15 protein-coding genes are annotated in these 20,906 nt (G+C 58.0%); 10 read left to right on the forward strand and 5 right to left on the reverse strand.

The window, feature by feature from the left end; all coding sequences use genetic code 11:
* Positions 1-8 precede the first annotated feature (8 nt).
* The 7 genes from QP995_RS05055 to QP995_RS05085 all read left to right on the forward strand — a co-directional run bounded on the left by QP995_RS05055 (position 9) and on the right by QP995_RS05085 (position 12,325).
* Positions 9-233 carry a DUF3107 domain-containing protein gene (locus tag QP995_RS05055; RefSeq protein ID WP_065423001.1) on the forward strand — a complete coding sequence of 75 codons (225 nt, stop codon included), beginning with the start codon at positions 9-11 and terminating at the stop codon, positions 231-233.
* Complete coding sequence (locus QP995_RS05060) at positions 233-1,141, forward strand: DUF3152 domain-containing protein (RefSeq protein WP_049172838.1); 909 nt, start codon at positions 233-235, stop codon at positions 1,139-1,141. The genes QP995_RS05055 and QP995_RS05060 overlap by 1 nt, the downstream gene beginning before the upstream one ends.
* Before the next feature lie 9 nt (positions 1,142-1,150).
* A complete protein-coding gene (locus QP995_RS05065; RefSeq protein ID WP_147719150.1) occupies positions 1,151-2,002 on the forward strand; it encodes a TIGR02569 family protein in 852 nt (283 codons plus the stop codon).
* A 103-nt stretch (positions 2,003-2,105) separates the two neighbouring features.
* Entirely contained in the window at positions 2,106-5,456 is a 3,351-nt protein-coding gene (locus QP995_RS05070; protein WP_242451364.1) for an ATP-dependent helicase, read from the forward strand.
* 2 nt (positions 5,457-5,458) lie between these two features.
* Complete coding sequence (locus QP995_RS05075) at positions 5,459-8,953, forward strand: ATP-dependent helicase (RefSeq protein ID WP_070429783.1); 3,495 nt, start codon at positions 5,459-5,461, stop codon at positions 8,951-8,953.
* A 115-nt stretch (positions 8,954-9,068) separates the two neighbouring features.
* Positions 9,069-10,136 carry a potassium channel family protein gene (locus QP995_RS05080; protein ID WP_049182182.1) on the forward strand — a complete coding sequence of 356 codons (1,068 nt, stop codon included), beginning with the start codon at positions 9,069-9,071 and terminating at the stop codon, positions 10,134-10,136.
* Positions 10,137-10,255: 119 nt separating this feature from the next.
* Entirely contained in the window at positions 10,256-12,325 is a 2,070-nt protein-coding gene (locus tag QP995_RS05085; protein WP_070429882.1) for an ATP-dependent DNA helicase UvrD2, read from the forward strand.
* 26 nt (positions 12,326-12,351) lie between these two features.
* On the opposite strand, the gene QP995_RS05090 is transcribed toward QP995_RS05085, so the two are convergent.
* The gene (locus QP995_RS05090) at positions 12,352-13,287 is read right to left on the reverse strand and encodes a TOMM precursor leader peptide-binding protein (protein WP_070545786.1); all 936 of its coding nucleotides are present in this window, start codon (positions 13,285-13,287) and stop codon (positions 12,352-12,354) included.
* A 68-nt stretch (positions 13,288-13,355) separates the two neighbouring features.
* Between QP995_RS05090 and QP995_RS05095 the strand changes: the two genes are divergently transcribed.
* Positions 13,356-13,886, forward strand: coding sequence for a YgjP-like metallopeptidase domain-containing protein (locus tag QP995_RS05095; RefSeq protein WP_016422236.1), 531 nt, complete (start codon positions 13,356-13,358; stop codon positions 13,884-13,886).
* 4 nt (positions 13,887-13,890) lie between these two features.
* On the opposite strand, the gene QP995_RS05100 is transcribed toward QP995_RS05095, so the two are convergent.
* Positions 13,891-15,369 (reverse strand): zinc-dependent metalloprotease, encoded by a 1,479-nt coding sequence (locus QP995_RS05100; RefSeq protein ID WP_069359468.1) that lies wholly within the window; start codon positions 15,367-15,369, stop codon positions 13,891-13,893.
* A 139-nt stretch (positions 15,370-15,508) separates the two neighbouring features.
* On the opposite strand from QP995_RS05100, the gene QP995_RS05105 reads away from it, so the two are divergent.
* Positions 15,509-16,582, forward strand: coding sequence for a YlbL family protein (locus QP995_RS05105; protein ID WP_048733327.1), 1,074 nt, complete (start codon positions 15,509-15,511; stop codon positions 16,580-16,582).
* A 38-nt stretch (positions 16,583-16,620) separates the two neighbouring features.
* Here the strand turns inward: QP995_RS05105 and QP995_RS05110 are convergent, their stop codons facing one another.
* From QP995_RS05110 to QP995_RS05120, 3 genes are all read right to left on the reverse strand, one after another.
* Positions 16,621-18,048, reverse strand: a complete 1,428-nt coding sequence (locus QP995_RS05110) for an alanine/glycine:cation symporter family protein (RefSeq protein WP_048733326.1) — start codon at positions 18,046-18,048, stop codon at positions 16,621-16,623.
* A gap of 69 nt (positions 18,049-18,117) precedes the next feature.
* Positions 18,118-18,543 (reverse strand): fluoride efflux transporter FluC, encoded by a 426-nt coding sequence (locus tag QP995_RS05115; RefSeq protein ID WP_284852982.1) that lies wholly within the window; start codon positions 18,541-18,543, stop codon positions 18,118-18,120.
* Entirely contained in the window at positions 18,540-18,959 is a 420-nt protein-coding gene (locus QP995_RS05120; RefSeq protein WP_224784093.1) for a fluoride efflux transporter FluC, read from the reverse strand. Before QP995_RS05120 ends, QP995_RS05115 begins: the two co-directional genes overlap by 4 nt.
* A gap of 282 nt (positions 18,960-19,241) precedes the next feature.
* Here QP995_RS05120 and pgm point away from each other — a divergent pair, with 282 nt between their 5' ends.
* Positions 19,242-20,897 (forward strand): phosphoglucomutase (alpha-D-glucose-1,6-bisphosphate-dependent), encoded by a 1,656-nt coding sequence (pgm, locus tag QP995_RS05125; RefSeq protein WP_048733320.1) that lies wholly within the window; start codon positions 19,242-19,244, stop codon positions 20,895-20,897.
* Positions 20,898-20,906 lie beyond the last annotated feature (9 nt).

The raw sequence follows: 20,906 nt of genomic DNA on the forward strand, positions 1-20,906 counted from the left end.
TGTCACCTATGGACATCACTATTGGATTTGCAGACAATACGCGTGAGCTGAGCATTGAAAACGTCGCTGGTGGTGAGGAGGTCAAGGCTGCGATCTCCCAGAAGCTGGCTGCTGGCGAAGGTGTGATTGAGCTCAGCGACGGCGCTGGTCAGGAGTACCTGATTAATGCTGACAAGGTCGCCTACGTCCGTACCGGTAATAACGCAGACCGTAAGGTTGGCTTCTTCGCCTAATGACGCAAGAACCCTTTCTCGTACGCATTGCAAGGAGTTGGGGGTGGCGAGCCTATGCCATCCCTGTACTTGTGGTGCTCACTGTCATCATTCTCTTCGACATCTTCACTGCTGAAGATGATTCTTCAGGTTCCGGCACTGGCACTGTCGCCTCGCAGAGTGGCAATGGTCGCCCTGGTCCGGTGCCCGGTGAGGGATACGGTGATGGTTACGAGGGAGGGCAGTTGCCACCCGGTCCGGCCTTTGCCACGGAACCCTCGGGAAATTTTAAAGATGTCACCGTGGCGCATCCCCGTGTTGGGGAGGGGCGCGACAATGCGGTCAGGTATTCCGTGGAAATTGAAGACAACATTGATGTTCCTTCGATTGGTGGCGAGCGCGCCTTTGCAGAGACGGTGAACTCGATTCTGGCCGATCCACGTGGCTGGACAGCTAATCCAGATTTTTCTTTCGAGGCAGTGCCTCGCGACCAGGATCCGACGATTGTCGTGCAGCTTTCCGCGACTGGAACCGCACATCAGCTGTGCGGCAACACCTTGGGAATGGAGACCTCCTGTTACCTGTCTGGGCAGCGGGAAGGTGAGCCTGGGCGCGTGGTCGTCAGTATCGCCCGGTGGGTTCGAGGTGCCCTGCCTTTTGAGGGGGACCTGGGATTGTATCGCCAATACCTTATTAATCACGAGGTTGGTCACGGACTTGGGTACGCGGTTCACGAGCCCTGTCCGAGGGACGGCGGTATCGCGCCAATCATGATGCAGCAGACCCTGAGCGTGTCGAACGATGAACTGCACAAAATCGACAGCAGCGAGGTCTATCAGGTCGATGGTAAGACGTGTTCTGTCAACGGCTGGCCGTACCCATTTGGGGCGGACGACGATACGGCCGCACCGACTCAGAAAGCAAGGTAGTAGCAGATTATGATCGCCACTCCTCCCGACCGTGTTTTAGAGGCCTTTGGTGCCGAGGGCGAGCCGCATCGTGCCGGGCGAGCTTGGGACAATGGCTGGGTCTACGACGATTCCATTGTCCTTTCGCCGGTACATAATTCGGCGCAGGCGCTGTGGTCTGCAAAGGTTCGCAGTGCGCTAGATGTCGATGGCGTCCGAGTGGCGAAATCCGTGCGTACCAGTGACGGCCGCTTGGTTATTGCTGGGTGGCAGGCTCGTCATTTCATCCCGGGGGGATTCGCGCCACGTGCCGATGAAACCATTGTGGCCGCTGGTCGCGTGGAAGAGTCGCTTGCCAGTATTGAACGGCCACAGTTCCTCCTTGATAAGGAGCCCGATTACTTCGTCATGTGTAATCGCGCAGCTTGGGACTCTGACCCAATCGGCATCCTCGAGCAGCTTCTCGACGCGGATAGCGTCCCCCGCGCCGATTGTGCCGAGGCTCTCACGATCTCCGGTGATCTTCTCCAGCTGCGGGCAGAGATGGTTGTGCCAACGGAGCTTCTGCAGGTCTGTCACGCAGACCTCGTCGGCACGCTGCTTTACGACGACACGGCCGCCCCGGTTCTCACCGATATCGTGCCAGCGTGGCATGTCCGTGGTTGGACAGCTGCCTTGGCGGCAGTGGATTGTCTGTCCATGATGGGGGCTGATGAGGAGCTACTGCGGCGCTTCGATCACCTGCCGGATTTCGGTCAGTTGCTCGTTCGTGCGATGTGTTATCGACTTTTTGTCCACGCTGTTAGTCCAGAATCGCAGCCGGGTGCGTATCGCGGTCTGTTCCGCGCGGCTTCGCTAGTTCGCGCGTTTGTGTCTAAGTAACGCCGGGCAGTATTTACAGGCGTTTTTTGGGCGGGGGTAGTTTTCTCCCTATTTCGAATGGGTGTTCGAGTGTTGGTCCGGGGGTTGTGCCACAATGGTGCACATGAACGTAGATGGAATGCCGAAGGTTCGGTTCGTCCAGGAGGAACCTCCTCGTCGTCGGCAGTGGTTGGGTACTGCGGTAGAGGCGCTCTTCCCTTCCCATAATCAGGCGCTCGTGGTAGAGAACAAGCTTGTAAACCAGCCTGTTGTGCGTGTTTTAGGAGGTCCAGGAACCGGTAAGAGTTCGCTGCTGGCAGATCTCGCGGTGGACTACATGCAGGCGGGCATTCCGGCGGACAGCATTTTGGTGGTGTCACAGTCAAAAGAGGCCGCCGCGGAATTGAGGCGGGATATTGACAGGCGTTTTGCCTCTGAACTGGGGGAAGGCGGTTCGGTCGGGGCAGGTCAAGGTGGCATGGTGCGTGCCGTGCATTCGCTTGCCTATGCAGTAGTACGTGATGCCGCCGTCAGTCGGGGAGAGCCTGAACCATCGTTGACCACTGGTGCACGCCAAGATGCTGTCGTGCGGCAACTTTTGGCCGGTCATGCGGAAGATGGTGGTGCGTATTGGCCAGAGCGGTTGCGCCCGGCTCTTCCGTTAGTCGGTTTTTCCCGTGCGGTTCGTGACTTTCTGCTGCGTGCAGCTGAGCGGGGGATTGATGCCCCGAGGCTTCAGCAGCTCGGCGTGGACTATGGCATTGAGTCGTGGTGTGCGGCTGGCAAGTTTATGGCGGAGTATCAGCAGACTATGCGGTTGGCGTGGGAGCCCAGCCTGAACGCTGCAGAGATTGTCTCTGCGGCATTGATGGAGCTGGATACAGACGCGCAAGCACTGGCTCGGTGGGGAAAGTCGGTGGTGCTGGTCGATGATGCTGAACACCTATCCCCGGAAGCTGCGCGTCTTGTGGATCGGTTTGTGTCGCAGGCGGCCGTAGCCGTCATTACTGGTGATGAAGATCAATCGGTATTCCATTTCCGCGGTGCTAATAATGACTATCTCCGGGGGACTGGTGAGGTCGAGTACAAGGCAATCCACTTGCAGCAGTCTTACCGCTGTAACGCTGATATCGCGGATTTAGTCAACGCAGTTTCTCAGCGCTTGCCTAAGGCTCCTGCATACCGTGGCATTGTTGGTTCAGTTGGAACACAAGAAGCTAGTGAATCCGACGTTGGAAACAACAGCGAGACCGTCGCAGCGGAAAACTCGTACGCAGCGAAAAGTGCAGTAAAAATAGCTATTCATCCCTCTGAACGTGCACAGCGAGCCACAGCCGCGGACTACTTCCGGCGCCTTCATATTGACGAGGGGGTGGCATGGAAGGATATGGCGGTCATTGTCCGGTCCGGCGCAGGGGAGTCCTCTCTGTTCCGTGCATTGTCGCGTGCGGGGGTGCCTGTGCAGATTGACCCAACGGACATCGTGCTAAGTCATCAGCGATTGGTGCGAGCGCTGATGGTGGCGTTGCGGGCAACTATGAACCAGCTCGATGACGTGGAGTGGGACGAGTTCCTCTCCGGCCCACTGGTCAACATGGATCCGATTGTCAAAGAGCGTCTGCTGCGCGGAATCCGAAAGGCCGACCTGTTCGGCGGGGCCGCGATGACTCAGCTCATCGGAATCTTGAAAGCAGATGGACTCACAACAGAGCAGCTGGAGCTTATTGAGTCTCTGTCGCAGCGTGAACGTCAGGCGCTGCAGGCGCCGCTGGATCTATTGAGCGCAGCGCGTGAAGCGTTGCGTGATGGTGTGGAAGCAACTTTGTGGGCAATTTGGCAGTCCACTGGTTTGGCAGACCATCTGGTGGCGACATCGTTGCGCGGCGGTACAGCTGGAGCATCGGCTGACCGCGACCTGGATGCTGTGATGGCACTGTTCGACTTTGCTGGTGACCGTGTGGAGCTGAATCCAAAGCTGACGGTTGACGGTTTTATCGCTTCTGTGGAAGAACAGGAGCTGCCCATCGGCGCACGTGACCGTAGCGGGGTAGAGCGCGACGCCGTGCGCATTCTCTCAGCGCATGCGGCTCTGGGCAGGCAGTGGAAGGCAGTAGCAGTTGTCGGAGTACAGGAAGGCCAGTGGCCCAGCCTCGGTGTGACTGGCTCGGTGATGAAGCAGAACGAGTTCATCGGTCTCGTCGACCACGGGATTGCACCGCGGGAGTACATCAATTCCATGGCGGATGCGCTAGCGGAGGAACGTCGTTTGCTGCACGTCGCGGTATCACGGGCTAGCGACAGGGTACTGCTGACCGCAGTCGATTCTCCTGATGATGTTGGAGTTCCCAGTCCGTTTGTTATCGAGCTCGTTGAAAAGCTCGGTAATTCGGCGACGGAGCTGGCGAAGCAGTCAGAAGCCTCTTCGGCTGCGAACGGAGTCGGGGCTACGGCTAATGAAGCAGACACCGGCAATCCGGATGTTGCAGAGGCAGAAGATTCCAAATGGGCCGGTGAAGGCCTGCCACGGGTGCTCTCTGTGGAGTCACTGCTGGCAGAACTGCGTGCAGCCGTTGTAGACGATGCGGAGACTGAGACGCGGCGTCGACAAGCTGCACGTCAACTCGCGCGATTGGCGCAGGTTGAGGTTGCTGGCGCACATCCAGACACCTGGTGGGGGCTCCGTGCACCGTCGACCTCGAAGCCGGTAAATGACAAGAAGCCGATGAGAATCAACCCTTCCAAGGTGGAAGCAGCCCTGAGTTGCCCGCTGAAGGCCATGCTGGATAAATTAGCACCGACATCGGCCATGTATTTAGGCTCTCTACTTCATCAGGCGGTAGAAGCCGTAGCCAAGGGAGTGACTGTGCCTGAGGCGCAGTCCGAAATCCGGCGTGTGTTTGGTGACCTGTCCGATGATCCGGAGTGGCGTAAGCGTACTGAGGAAGACACCTGGTTGACAGCGCTGGAGGATTGGCAGCGGTGGATTGAGACTAAGAAAGATATCGGGACCGAGGTTCCGGTAAAAGTCACCATCAACGATGACATCGTGATTGTCGGACGAATCGACCGATTGATTGAAGACGCTGATGGCGCAGTTCAAATCGTCGATATTAAAACCGGTAAGACAGCGCCCTCCGGTAAAGAAGTAGAAGGACACGCACAGCTAGCTACATATCAGCTGGCGTTGTCGAAGGGGAAGCTCGTTGAAAGCGGAGCTGGGCTTGCTGTGGACAACGGCGAAGGCATTGAACAATCAGGGGCGTACCTGGTATTTCCGCGAAAGTCACACAATAAGACCATTATCACTAGCCGAGAACAGTCAAAGCTCACGGAAGACAAGTTGGCTGACTGGGAGCGTCGTGTGGAGCAGGTAGCACGTGCGACGTCTGGCCCGCGTGCCTTGGCGCTCGCTGGTGAGCATTGCAAGTTCTGCACGCTTTCGAAGGCGTGCCCGGCAGCAGAAGGGAATCGGTAGTCATGTCGGAGGAACGAACCATCATTGATCCCGTCACCCTGTCGGAGATGATGGGCCAGGACTTTCCGCCCACACCGCAACAAGCGGCGGTAATCGGTGCACCGATGGAACCAATGCTTGTTGTCGCCGGTGCCGGTGCTGGTAAAACAGCGACAATGGCTGCCCGTGTTGTGTGGTTGGTCGCCAACGGCTTTATCCGCCCAGAAGAAGTTCTAGGTTTGACCTTCACCAGGAAGGCAGCGCGCGAGCTCGGCGTCCGTATCCGCCAACAGCTGAATGCGCTTGCTTCTTCCGCTGCATTTCGTGCACAAGCTTCACCAGAGGTGCTAGCAAGCCTCGAGGTCATTGCCCCAACCACGCTTACTTACGATGCCTATGCCTCTGAAGTCGTGAGCAATTATGGTCTTTTGCTGCCGACGGAGCCGGGGGTCACCATTATGGATGGCGCGACGCAGTGGCAGTTGGCCTGGGAAACAGCTCGCAATGTGACCGAAATTGATGTCGATATTGCGCCATCAACGCTGGCCAGTCGCATTATTGAGCTGGGGTCGAACATCGACTCAAACTTGTCTACTCCGCAGGCGATTCGCGAGGAAACCGAAGCGTTCATCAGCAATATTGAGCAGACCCCGCAGAAGGGTAAACGCGAGGGGCTAATTGGCGATCTACAGGGCATCGTCGATAAGCAGCGGGAGAGATTAGAGATTTTGCCGCTGGTAGAGCAGGTTCGAGCTCGGTGCAATGAAGAAAATGTAGCCACCTTTGGTATGCAGATGGCTCGTGCGGCCCGGCTAGCCACCGACTTCGCGGAAGTCGGGGAGGAGGAGCGGCGTCGCTTTAAGATCATCATGCTCGACGAGTACCAGGACACGTCGCACACACAGCGGCTGTTCCTGCGTGCGCTGTTCTCCGGTGGTTGTGTCACCGCTGTCGGCGATCCGATGCAGGCAATTTATGGCTGGCGAGGAGCAACGGCCGAAAACCTTGTGCAGTTTGTCAATGATTTTCCGCGGTCGGATGGGCAGCCAGCGGAGAAAAAGCAACTGACCATTTCTTGGCGAAACCCGCAGTCAGTGCTGCAGCTTGCTAACGCAGTCTCCGACCGTGCTTTTGCGGGGCAGGCTCGTACGGTAGAGGCACTGGATGCGGGGCCAAAAGCAGGTCAGGGCGAGGTGCAGCTTGCTTTCACTGCAACCGGTGAGGAAGAAGTTGCATACATCGCAGATTGCATGGAGGCGCAATTACGCGAATGTGAAGCAGCTGGCAACAAGCTCGATGCTGCCATCCTGGTTCGGACAAATGCTGAATCGGCTGTCTATTTAGATGCACTGTCTGAGCGGGGTGTGCCTGCAATCATTGTGGGACTCGCTGGATTGCTGCACTTGCCCGAGGTCATGGATATCACCTCGGTGATGAAGATATTGGTCGACCCCAGTTCAGACCAGGATGCTCTGCGTCTGCTACTCAGCCCACAGTTCAATTTGGGTGCCGCAGACGTGGAGGCACTTCGCACTCGTGTAGATCAGCTGGCAATCACAGGAAAGGACGAGTTGGCCCGCAAGAAGGGCAACGTCGAAGAGACTTCAGACTCCTCACCGCTTTCCCAGCTCGCTCGCCAGTATGACAAGCTCGTGGAAGATGCCGAAGCAGCATCGTCCGCGGTGGGGCTGGGGCACGCCATCGCCGACCCGGATATTCGTTTTTACGACGGCACCCCGCTGGCGCGCGGCAGTGTGGAAAAAAATGGGCGGTTGGTCTGCAGCGAGTCACTGAACTACACAGATGAAGCAATGGTGCGCATCGCACAGTTGGGTGCAAGCCTACGAAAACTACGCCGGTTCTCGCTGAATAAGCCTCTGCCGGAACTGGTCGAGGACATCGCTACTGAGTTTGGAATTCGCGTAGAAGCAGCGGCCGGACAGTACGGTTCCGCTACCGCGATAACCAGGCCGACGACTGCACATCTGGATCGGTTTGTCGATATCGCTGCGACGTATTCTCAAAATATCTCGGACGATGTGACAGGGTTTTTGAACTATCTGGAATTCGCTGTCGAACACGATGATGGCTTGGAACGGGCACCTATGAACATGCCGGAAAACTGTGTCCAAATCATGACTATGCACAAGTCAAAGGGCTTGGAGTGGGAAACCGTTGCTGTTCCGGGCATCACCACTAGCAAGTTCGACAGAGTTGATTTGTCATCGTGGCTCACCAATTCAGTTCAGCTTCCTCCTGGCGCAATTACTCAAGTGGATCCGCTAACGGCTAGTGCGGAAACAACAGAGGATGCAACGCAGCTTGCAGCAGGCGATTGGGCTCCTGTCGCTGATTCTGTCGATAGCAACGCCCCCGAACTGGACATATCAGGCACCGATAACCAGACCGACCTCAACAAGGTGATCAAAGCCTACAAGGAAGAGCTGCGAGAAGTGGAGAGGGAAGAAAAACAGCGCCTCTTCTACGTTGCCATGACTCGCTCCGCGAAAAAGCTCATTGTCACTGCAAGCAGGCGGCCTAATCCGAGCTTGAAGAAACCCACCGACGTGTCGGCGGACTTCGCAGCCATCGCCACTCAATTCAGTGACTATGTGGTGTCGTGGACAGATGGGGAGGACCCTGAGGTAGAGGACACTGAAGTCGATTTGGACTGCGACACTGCGGTTGATGGGGTGGTCTGGCCCGTCGATACCCTGGGCAACCGCCGAGATAGTGTGCAGCGAGCAGCCGAAAGCGTCATGCGCTACATGGGCGAAGACCAGGATGAGCGCCCCATTGCAGGTGACCTGTCTGAGGTATGGGAAACGGAAACGACCATTCTCGTGGATGAAATCCTTCGAGCTAAGGCCGCGGAGATTCATCTACCAATGCCGACAAGCATGTCCACTAGCGAATACCAAGCGATGATTGCGGATCCGGTCGCGTTTGCTCGTCGGAAAGCACGCCCGGTGCCGTTTAAGCCAAACCGATTCGCGCGCCGAGGTACGGCATTCCACGCTTGGTTGGAGAATCGCTTCGGTGCACACAGTCTGCTGGACGATGAGGATCTCTTCGGGGATCAACTGGATGACTTCCTCGGCACAGAACAAGTCGCGTCCGAACGCGAACTGGAGAAATTGAAGGCGAATTTCGAGGCATCTGAGTGGGCTGACCGCACGCCAACGCATGTAGAGGTGCCGTTTGAAATTGCCATCGGGCAGAGGCGGGTCGTCGGCCGAATCGACGCGGTGTTTAACGACAACGGGAAGTGGAGCGTCATTGACTGGAAGACAGGCCAGATGCCGCGCGGAAAGGAAAGGGAAGTAGCGGCGCTACAGCTGGCGATTTACCGCCTGGCGTGGTCGGATAGGCTGCGCGAGATGGGAATGGAAACTGCCCTCGAAGACATTGAAGCCGGGTTCTTCTACGTTTCGGCAGGACGGACGCTAATACCAGATGAAGCGCTACTGCCAAGCAGGATAGAGTTAGACAGGAAAATGCGCGAGCTGATTGGATAATCATCTACGTATGTAACTGCCGCGTGGCCGTGGCCAGTTATCCAGGTGAAAGCAGCAGTTTGTATGCGCTATTTTTCACCGGGAGGAGTTTTCATGAAAGGCAGGCGAGGAGCGGTTGCGTAATCCAATTCGGAAATCTTCGGGATACGAAACCGGGCTCAATGATCTTCCCGGGCATGCACTGCTGGGAGTCATTGGTCTGCCTGAGTCCGCGCCGAAGAATCCTTGGCGGCTAATCATACGTCGTTTGAACTACGCCGTGTTTTTGCTGCTGATTGCATCCGTCGTGGTCTACTACGACCACGACGGATACACGGAGCCTCTCACCTTCATCGATGCGGTGTATTACTCGGCTGTCAGCCTGTCGACGACGGGCTACGGTGACATCACGCCGGTCACACAGAGGGCTCGATTACTCAATATTTTGATCATTACGCCACTGCGTGTGGCCTTCCTTGCTCTCTTGGTCGGTACTACTCTGACCGTTTTGACCCAAGAGTCTCGGAAAACCCTGCAAATTCAGCGCTGGAGGAGACAGTTGCGCAACCACACCGTCGTTATCGGATACGGCACCAAGGGTCGTTCTGCCATTGCAGCTCTTCTCGCGGACGGCGTAGATCCGGCAGAAATCGTTGTTATTGATACGGACAAGGAAGCACTCGACCACGCTTCGAATCAAGGCTTGGCGACGGTGCATGGGTCGGCTACTAAATCTGATGTGCTGAAGTTAGCTGGTATTCAGCGTGCCCGCTCTATAGTCGTTGCACCGAACAAAGATGACACAGCGGTGCTGGTCACGTTGTCTGTCCGCGAGTTGGCACCGGGTGCCTCAATTGTGGCTTCAGTGCGTGAATCAGAAAACCGCCACTTGTTGACGCAGTCAGGTGCAGACCAAGTGGTCATTTCTTCTGAAACCGCCGGCCGAATGCTGGGGCTGGCCACGGTGACTCCTTCGGTGGTGGAGATGATGGAAGACCTCCTGAGCCCGGATGAAGGATTCTCTGTTGCAGAGAGGCTCGTCACCGAAGAGGAAATCGGTGCCAGCCCACGGCACCTCGCGGATATTGCACTCGGTGTGGTGCGCTCGGGTGAGCTGTACCGAATTGATTCACCGGAGTGTGAATCGGTGGAGCCAGGCGACCGGCTGCTGTACGTCCGCCGTGTCTACAGCAATGACGAATAGCACTCGACAAGTTTAAAAATGGGGTCTAACAACTTTTGACTTACTCAGAGGCGGATGTGAACGAGCCGGAATATCTAGCTGGGCTGGATCCAGATCAGCGTGAGGCAGCCACGGCTCCGATGGGGCCGGTGTGCATTCTTGCCGGAGCCGGTACAGGTAAGACCCGAACAATTACTCATCGCATCAAGTACCTCATTGACCAGGGGTTTGTGCAGCCGCAAAAGGTATTAGCGGTGACATTTACCTCGCGTGCCGCAGGGGAGATGCGCGACCGCCTGGCAAAGATGGGAACGCCTGGAGTCCAGGCGCGCACTTTCCACTCGGCATCACTTCGCCAGCTGCGCTACTTCTGGCCCCAAGTCGCCGGTGATATGCCCTGGCAGCTGTTGGATGACAAGAAATTCCGTGTTGTCGCCCAAGCAGTACGTCGAGTGGGCCTGGACACCTCTAAGGAAACAATCCGAGATGTCATGGGCGAGATTGAGTGGGCGAAGGCCACTCTGGCCGGTGCGGATCAGTACCAAGCCGCGCTGCGGGAGCATGGGCGCACGGCGCCTCTGTCTGCGGAGAAAATTGTCGATTGCTATCGCGCTTACGAGGACATAAAAACCACCCCGGACGGGCTATTGCTCGACTTCGACGACCTACTCATTCACACCGCCGGTGCGATGGAGAATTCCCGTGCAGTGGCGGAGGAATTCCGCAACCAGTATCGGTGCTTCGTCGTCGATGAGTACCAGGATGTCACCCCGTTACAGCAGCGAGTTCTCAACGCCTGGCTGGGAGACCGTGACAACCTGACAGTTGTCGGGGACGCCAACCAGACGATTTACTCTTTCACAGGCGCGACTCCGCAATACCTGATGAACTTCTCTCGGGACTACCCGGAAGCCACAGTGGTCCGCCTGCAGCGGGACTACCGATCGACCCCACAGGTCGTCGGTCTGGCTAACAATGTCATCGGCCGTGCGCAGGGACGTATCGCCGGCTCGCGGCTGAAGCTGATTGGGCAGCGTGAAGACGGCCCGGAGCCGACTTTCAATCAGTACGACGATGAGCCAATGGAAGCTCGCGCGACCGCGCGCAGCATCAAGCGACTTATCGACGCGGGTACGCCGGCATCGGAGATTGCCGTTTTGTACCGGATTAACGCACAGTCCGCAGTTTTTGAGCAGGCTTTGTCCGAGGTAGGAGTCGCCTACCAGGTTCGTGGCGGGGACGGTTTCTACCAGCGTCCCGAGATCCGCGATGCCATCGCAGCACTTGTGCGAGTTTCCCGTTCCTCACGGACTGTTCCGACATTGCAGGGCACGAATCTGTTGGATTTGGTCAAGCAGGTTTTCGCGGGTCTTGGCATGACTGACCAAGAGCCGGAAGGCACTGGTGCCAGGGAACGTTGGCAGTCACTGCGCGCCCTATTCGACCTGTGTAAGGACATCGTTCATGCCAACACCGAGGTCAATATCCAGGCGCTCCTCGGCCAATTGCACACTCGGCAGCAGGCCAAACATCCACCGACGCTGGATGGCGTGACGCTGGCTAGCCTGCATGCAGCCAAGGGGCTGGAGTGGGATGCGGTGTTCCTCGTTGGGCTTACCGACGGTTCGCTGCCTATCCAACATGCGCTGAATAAATTCGACCGTTCTCCTGCGCAGGGGGCGGAAGCCATCGAAGAAGAGCGCCGTCTGTTCTATGTCGGCATTACTCGAGCCCGCGAACATCTGGAGCTATCTTGGTCATTGTCGCGGACAGAAGGCGGCCGCAGGTCACGTCGCCGCACACGATTCCTCGATGAACTCGACATTGATGTCTCTGACTACTCGGCTGAGGCACAGCGAAGCTCAAGGAGCTCTAGTTCCCGCAGTAAGCGTCAGCAGTCCAAACAGTGCAAGGGCTGTACTAAGCCATTGCACACCGATGCCGAGCGGATTTCAGGGCGTTGTGAAGAGTGCCCAGTCAGTGCGGATCCTGCACTACTGGAAGCATTGCGTGCATGGCGCTTGGAAATGTCGAGGGAAATGACGGTCCCCGCATTCGTAATCTTCTCCGATGCGACCCTTCTGGCCATCGGTGAGCAGCAGCCGACTACGCCGGAGGAACTTCTGCAGATTCCCGGAATTGGAGAAGCGAAGCTCAATCATTTCGGCGAAGGCATCTTGGGAATCGTCAATTCTTTCGTGAATTCCTAGTCAGATTCTGCTCAAGGCACTTCGAATTACATGAACTGCATCTGCGAGTTTCCATGACCACACACTGGGCACTGCGGGTGGGGAGCAACAGTAGTGCGAGTGATATCGAGGCTTTCCAGATCTATGCGCACCTCCGTTGCACATAGATCTGAGAGATCCGGCCGCCGCAGCTGCCCAACCAACAGTGGCACCGCTGTGTTCAGCCATTCCGGTGCGGCCACGGGCGTAAAAGTGCGAAGCTGTAGCGCAATCAGTGCCCGGACGGGGTCGCGGTCTCGTCGATAAGCTTCGAAACACATCGAGCAGGGTCCTTGACCTGGTTGAACAAGTGGCCCAAGAATCAGTGCCCCATCGCGGAAATGCGTGTGCAGATGCTCAATTCCACGATGAAACAGAGCGCGAACCAAGGGCATGCTCGGTACTTCCATGCCCGTGACCACCGCGAGCCCGATCTCTTCCGGTGTGGATTGAGATATTTTCAGCGTCGCATTGCGGGTGGGCGACATTGCCGTCGTCCAACTACCACAACCCGTGCGACGAAGCTCCTTTAAAAGTCCGGTGCGCAAGCTGTCCCGACCAATCAGCGTAATCCTCCGCCGTGTCGGTGGTTTTTGGACCAGCGCGGCTCGGTGAAGGTCGGAGATAAGTGCGGTAATGAACTGCGGTGACAGTTTGTCGTGACTGTCAGTAAAGGCCTCGCTTAAGGTGCTACCTCTATGAGCTGCAAGAAGCGCCGAGAAGACAGGCCCCGGCGGGGTGCCGTCGGAAAGCGGCAGAATCATGCTGCGCTCCGGTTCCACGCCGAACTGAATCCGCGCGCCTGGGCGCATGACAATCGGTACCTCCGGCCGCAGCGCGTAGTCCGTGGCAGGCGCGGCAAGTGTTTGTGCAGCGGGTGCGTGCGAACCTATTACGCCAGCCGTACCATCCCGCCCCCGAGACGTATCCCTGTATTCCCCCATAAAAATATCTTTTACCCCGGGGCCAGCTTTTACGCAATCGCAGCGCAGAGCATATACGCTTAAAAAGCATGAGCACCAAGCGACCTGAGTACGGCCCGGATGTTGAGGTTCGGCGCTCGAAGCGCCGCCGCCGTACTGTGTCCGCCCGCGCGGAGGGAAACCGGATCATTGTCATGGTTCCGGACGATCTCAGCGCCGCTGCGGAAAAACAGCAGGTCAATGAAATTGTTGCGCGAGTGCGGAAGAAAGTTGGCAGCAACCTGGATAATTCCGAGCTGGAGCGCCGCGCACGGCTGCTCTCTCGTACGGTGCTGGAAGATCGCCCGCGGTTCGAGTCAATCAAATGGGTCAAGAACATGTCGCGCAGGTGGGCATCCGTCACCGGCGGTGTCGATAGTCCTGGGCGCATTCGCATTTCGCACAGGCTTGCCGACGTCCCGGGGTACGTCCTCGACGATGTCATTGTGCACGAACTGGTGCACACTTTCGTCGACGGTGGTCATACCGAAGAGTTCTGGTATTGGGCGGCAAAAGCCCCGTACCACGAACGGGCACGGGGCTATTTAGAGGCGTATCAACGCTGGGGAACCCAGAGCTAACTCGCTACTTATCGTCGTCGGCGTCACTGTCGTTGCCCTCAGCCGCGCGCTTTTCGGCCTCTTTGCGCAGCTGCTCTTCAAGCTCTGCGATCGGGTCGAAGTCATCGTTTTCCGAGCCGCCAAGGACCGAATCAATAAAGGCCGCGGGTTCATCCAAATCCTCTGCCACGGGCAGGAAGTCCGGGTGATCCCAGACCTTGTCGCGTCGCTCGATGCCCACAGCGGTGGTCAGACGGTGCCACAAGTTGGTTGCCTCACGCACCTTGGGGGATCCGAGGTCAATGCCGGTGGCTTTCTCCAGCGCCTGTTCAGCACCTTCGGTGGCGCGGCGACGACGCCAGGCTTCATCCAGCTGTGCGGCACCCGATAGACGCTCACCGAGGGCATCGGTGACAACCATGTCCACCCATCCCTCGACCAGTGCTAGCAGCGTCTGGAAACGAGTACGAGCATTCTCGTTACGAGAACGAATCTTCGGGCTCAGATCCATATTCTGCAGCTCGCTCATAGCCTCCTGCATACGCTGCGGATCCTGCATGTTCTCAATATCCAGACCGCGGGCGGCCTCTTCAATCGCCGAGTAATCGATGACGATGCCGGCAGCGTATTCCTCGACAGAGGAAATCATGCGTTCAGCCAGCCATGGCACGCGGTCGAAGAGACGTTGGTGGGCAGCTTCGCGGGCAGTGGCGTAGATAAACAGATCGCGCGCTGGAACCTCGAGTTCCTCCGCGAGAGCGACGAGATGCGTTGGCAGCAGTACCGCCGCACCAGTGGTGTGTAGCGGCAGCCCGAGGTCAGAACCAGTCAGGCTCGTCTGTGCCAACTCCGCCAGCGCATTTCCTAGCTGAGTACCGAAACTCATCGAGTTCATCTGGCGCATGATGCCCAGCATCGGCCCCATCATCTCGCGAGCTTCCTCTGGAACACCCTCGAGGGAGGCATCACTCATGCGGCTGGCGACGGGATCGACAAGGCGAGTCCATGTCGACTTGGTGTTCTCCAACCACTGCAGGCTATTCCACGCTTCTACGCGGTTGACACCAGCCGGCAGGGAGGTGACGTCATCTAGCCACAGTTCGGCCAGGCGCAGGGAATCAGTCAGCGCCTCGCGGGCCGAGTCCTTCACCGGAGCCGGGTTACCAAGACGGGTCCGCGCAACGCGCTCGGCCGCGTCGTAGTTGACAGGGCCAGAGTTAGACTCCTGGAATCGCTGCCCCATGCCGGAGAACATCTCGCCGAACTGGTTGAGAATATCGCCCAAGTTCGGCTGGTCCCCCTTGCCGGAGGCGCCGCTGCCGGGCTGCCCGGGGCCGCCGAAACCGAAGCCACCGGCGCCGCCCATGCCACCGAAGGGAAACCCGAAGAAACCGAAAGGACCGCCCTGGCCGCCCTGACCGCCCTGACCGGAGTCATTGTTGCCAGCGTCGTCGCGATCGTCATCATTGTCGTTCGGACCAAAGCCAAATCCGTTAGAACTCATGCTCCCACCGTACCGGGCAATGACCCGCGTGAGTACTTAAAAGCACCACTTTATTGGCAACTTCGCGCCCAGCGAACAGACACGGACAAGATTCATCAGGTGTCCAGTAGGCAGATAGCGAGAATGTAGGGTGTTATTTGTGAATCGTCGTACCCAAACTCTTGTTGCGGGCGCTGTGCCCATCGCCGCGTTGGCAACTGTGCTCTCGCTGCCAACGCTGACAGTGCCCTATGCCGCGCAGGGGCCTGGCCCGGTCTTCGATGTTCTCAGCGATGTCGAGGGCAAGAGCATTATCTCGGTCAGTGGCAGTGCTGCGGACTCCGAACTCTCTAAGGGCACGCTGGATATGACAACCGTCGCAGTCAGACATAACCTGACATTGCCGCAGGTCATTGGCCTGTGGTTCGATCGTGACAACGATATCGTCCCCATTGAGGCGGTCTTCCCTCCGGGCCAGAGTCAGGACGAGGTGGAAGAGGAGAACAAGGCTGCATTCACCGAGTCAGAGGCCAACGCCACCTCCGCTGCGCTGGCACATCTCGGGTTGCCGATGGAAGTCACCGTCGCCTACACAGTGCCGGATAGTCCCGTCGATGGGCGACTGCATGAAGACGATGTGATTCTCGCCGTGGATGGGGTGGCCGTAAGCAAGCCTGAGCAAGTCAAGGCGATTATTGCCGGACGCAACCCGGGCGATACTGTCACGTTGAGGGTCAAGTCTGCGACCGTCGACAAGCAGAAGACTGCTAAGGGCGAGGACTCTGACCCCGAGAAAGCCGTCGATATTTCTGTGACACTGGCGGAAAATCCGCATCAGAAGAATGCCGCGCTGCTCGGCGTTGGGATGGGGGCGCAATCCGCGGACGACACCAAGGTTGAGTACCAGCTCAGCGGCATTGGAGGTCCGTCTGCGGGTCTCATGATGACGCTCGGAGTGATTGACAAGCTGAGTCCAGGCGATTTGACCGAGGGGCAGCACCTCGCTGGCACCGGCACTATTGACGCTGCCGGCAACGTGGGCGAAATCGGTGGCATTACACACAAAATCTCGGCCGCCCGAGATGAGGGCGCCGAGATGTTCTTCGTGCCGGAAGGCAATTGCGCAGAGGCTGTGACTGCCGACCGAGGCGATATGAAGTTGGTAAAGGTCTCTGTGCTTGACGACGCGCTTGCGGCAATCGAAAAGCCGGAGACCGCGCAGACCTGCTCGTAGTTTTTGTCGTAGTCCCTACGAGCAGCTGCTAGTTTCAGCTAGTTCTTGCTGAAGGCCTCGAAGTTTTGCTGAGACTGCCATTTATCAATCTCTGCCGCCGTTGCGCGCAACTGCGGGTCAAATTTGAGGTAGGCCTTTGTCTCGCGCGCAATGAGCCCGGACAGGACAATCAGACCGATGAGGTTCGGTAGCGCCATCAGGCCGTTGAGAGCCGAGGCGACGGACCAGACGGTTTCCAGATGAGTAACAGCGCCGACGAAGACTACGCAGGTGAAGACCGCACGGTAGAGACCGGTGCCGCGGCGACCGACCAGGGACTCGAATGCGCGCTCACCGTAGTAGGACCAGCCCAGCATGGTGGAGAATGCGAAGAAGACAACCGACAGCGTGACGATTGTGCCACCCCAGTGGCCAGGTAGACCGCGGGAGAATGCCTCAGCAGTCAGAGCGCCAGTGTCGACGTTGCCATCCTGCCAAACACCGGTGCTGATGATAACCAGGCCGGTGAAGGACACGACGATGATGGTGTCAATGAAGGTCTGAGTCATGGAGACCAGACCCTGACGAACCGGGTGAGTGGTCGATGCGGCGGCAGCGGCGATAGCACCGGAACCCAGGCCCGACTCGTTGGAGAACAGGCCGCGGGCAACACCCATCTGCAGGGCGAGAATGAGCGTGGAGCCTGCGAACCCACCAACGGCCGCGGTGCCGGTGAAAGCATCGGTGAAGATGAGCTTGAAGGTCTCGGGCAGCGCCGAGACATTGGCGACGAGCACCCACACGGCCGCACCGATGTAGAGCACAATCATCATCGGCACAAAGCCGGCGGTGATGCGGCCAATCGACTTAATGCCACCCATCAGCGCCGCACCTACCAGGATGAACATGATCATGCCGGAGAGCGTCGGATCGATGTCGAAGCTGTTTTCCAGGTTCGAGGCCACGGCATTGCCCTGGGTCAGGTTGCCGATACCAAACGCTGCCAGCGCAGCAAAGACGGCGAAGAGAATACCGAGCGTCTTACCAAAACCATTCGGGATGGCCTTGCGCAGGTAGTACTGCGGGCCACCGGACTGTTCGCCAGCTGCATCGACCTGACGGTACTTCACACCCAGGAATGCCTCGGAGTACTTCGATGCCATACCAAGCAGGCCGGTCACCCACATCCAGAACAGCGCACCGGGTCCACCCAGGCCGATCGCGGTAGCGACACCGACAATGTTGCCGACACCGACTGTTGCCGCGAGAGCCGTCGCAAGCGCCTGGTAGTTGGTGATATCTCCCTCGGCGTCTTCGTCGTTACGGTCGATGAGTCCGAGGCGCAGTGCCGGGCCGAGTTTGACCAGGTGAATTGCACCCAGGCGAATGGTCAAAATGATTCCGGTGCCGATCAGCGCGGGGATCAGGAGATACGGACTCCAAATAAAACTATCCGCCGCTGAGGCAAAATCGCTGAAGCTTTCCATGCTGTGGAACTTTACTGGTAGAAAGCCTAAATTCGATCATTAATTTCTCAGAAAATGATTATTGTGCTACTAATTCGCCACAAGTGGGGGTAAACACATTCCGACGAAAGCAAAAACTATTCCGCCAATCAGTGTGAGAGCAAGGTACCCACATGCCCTCCAAAAGTGTTGGTTCTTAAGGCGTACGATCTCTCCGGCGAGTGTGGACCACGTCGACAGGCCGCCGGCGAAGCCAATCATTACCGTCGCATAGGCCAGAGCAGGCGTCATGCCATTGCTTATCGACGTTCCCCGCGACCACACCACAGCAGCGACACCGGCGACGAAGCAGGCAATCATATTCGCGGTCCACGTTCCGGGTAGTTTGGAATCAGCCCACTTCACCGCAAGTTCGGCCAGCGCATAGCGCAGCGCTCCACCTACTGCCGCGCCAACTGTGATAGCGAGGATGGCAGAGAGTGCCGAGGAAAAAGAGCCGAGGAGATCGCCGGTCATTCCGCGACCTCCCGTGCGCACTTGGTGCCCAACCAGTAGGCGAGAGGGCAGCACAGCAGATGAATAAGTCCGACGCTCACAATCAGTACGACTGACGTGTCCGCTTGCACCAACAAGAGAATGACAAATGCGGAGAAAGTGGTGAAACCGCCACAAAAGCCAGTACCGCAGAAAGCGGAAAGCCGAGGATTAGCAAACGCGATACTGCTGACCAGGCCGAAGAGAAAGCAGCCCAACAAGTTGATGGCAGTGGTCGAAACTGCGCTAGTTCCCGAGCTCACAATCGCATCGATTGCCGCGCCGAGCAGAAAGCGACTTACCGCGCCAATAGCGGCACCGCCGGCGACAACCAGGGCCATGAGAACCTGCGCCCGTCCTGCTGATGGCAGTTTCGCAACGACAGATTCCTCATTCACGGTGAAAACGCTAGCACAGTGGCGAAAGGGGAGGTAGGCGCCGACAATTCGGAATCTTTCACCAGGAGGTGTTCCCGTCGGCACGCGACAATCTACCTACTGCACCCTATTGCAGGGGCGAGTTTGCCTTACCGAGTGGTTCTTGCCATGCGCGCTGACCCTAAAACGGGGACACTGGGGAAGAGGAAGCGCATTTAAGTCCGGTTTCCCCATTCCGGCCGGCTCGTCGGCGGTGAAATCGGTGGTTGCGCAGTTCGCCGATTCAGCAGGAGGATACCCACAATGGCTCATGAGCGCGCCGGGCAATTGGCCCAGCCATCCGACCTTATCGATGTCGCGGAACTGGTCACTGCTTACTACACAAAGCACCCGGACCCGAATAACCCCGACCAGAAGGTCGTCTTCGGTACTTCCGGTCACCGCGGTTCCTCCCTCGACGGCGCTTTCAACGAAGACCACATTCACGCCACTACTCAGGCAATCGTGGATTACCGCAAGGGCCAGGGCATTGAAGGTCCGCTCTACGTCGGTCGCGATACCCACGGCCTGTCCGAGCCGGCAATGATTTCCGCCCTCGAGGTGCTCACGGCCAACGGCATCACCGTGATGGTTGACGCTCAGGATCGCTACACGCCGACTCCGGCAGTCAGCCACGCGATTCTGACGTACAACCGCGACGTGGAGGGAGGTCCGACGGGGAGTAGCGCCGCGCGTGCCGACGGCATCGTGATTACCCCTTCCCACAATCCGCCACGGGATGGTGGTTTTAAGTACAACCCGCCGACCGGTGGTCCGGCGGACGCGGATGCGACGGACTGGATTGCAGCTCGTGCTAATGAATACTTGGCTAAGGGCCTGGATGGGGTTAAGCGCCAGCTGGTGGATAAGGCCGGAGACCTCGTCGTAAAGCACGACTACCTCAACGCATACGTGTCGGACCTGCCGAATGTTGTCAACCTCGACGCCATCCGTGATGCCGGCGTGCGTATCGGCGCCGACCCAATGGGTGGTGCGTCGGTGGATTACTGGGGCGCAATTGGCGATGCGCATAACCTAAACCTGACCGTGGTCAATCCGCTGGTTGATGCGACCTGGCGTTTTATGACGCTGGATACAGACGGCAAGATTCGTATGGACTGCTCCTCGCCGAATGCGATGGCGTCCCTGATTGGTAACCGCGATAAGTTCGACATCTCCACCGGCAATGACGCGGACTCCGATCGCCACGGAATTGTGACACCGGACGCGGGTCTGATGAACCCGAACCACTACCTGGCCGTTGCCATTGACTACCTCTTCGCGCACCGTCCGGGCTGGTCGCAGGAGACCGCGGTCGGTAAGACGCTGGTGTCTTCGTCGATGATTGACCGCGTCGTTGCCAATTTGGGCCGCAAGCTCGTGGAAGTTCCAGTCGGCTTCAAGTGGTTCGTCCCGGGTCTGCTCGGCGGCACCATCGGCTTCGGCGGTGAAGAATCCGCTGGTGCATCGTTCCTGCGTCACGACGGAACTGTGTGGTCTACCGATAAGGACGGCATCATCCTGGACCTCCTGGCCAGCGAGATCAAGGCTGTGACCGAGAAGACTCCATCGCAGCTCTACGCAGAACTCGCCGATAAGTACGGTGCCCCGGCTTACGCCCGCACCGATGCGGACGCAACCCGTGAGCAGAAGGCAATCCTGAAGAAGCTCTCGCCGGAGCAGGTCAAGGCCGACACCCTGGCAGGGGAGACCATTACAGCCAAACTGACTGAAGCACCGGGCAACGGCGCTGCGATTGGTGGCCTCAAGGTGGTTACGGAGAACGCTTGGTTCGCGGCGCGTCCGTCGGGCACTGAAGATAAGTACAAGATCTACGCGGAGTCCTTCAAAGGCGCGGATCACCTGGCACAGGTTCAGGCTGAGGCGCAGGACGTGGTCTCGGCAGTCCTGAACGGGTAATCGGTAACC

The sequence above is a fragment of the Corynebacterium sp. MSK032 genome (assembly GCF_030232065.1).
Lineage (GTDB): Bacteria > Actinomycetota > Actinomycetes > Mycobacteriales > Mycobacteriaceae > Corynebacterium > Corynebacterium jeikeium_D.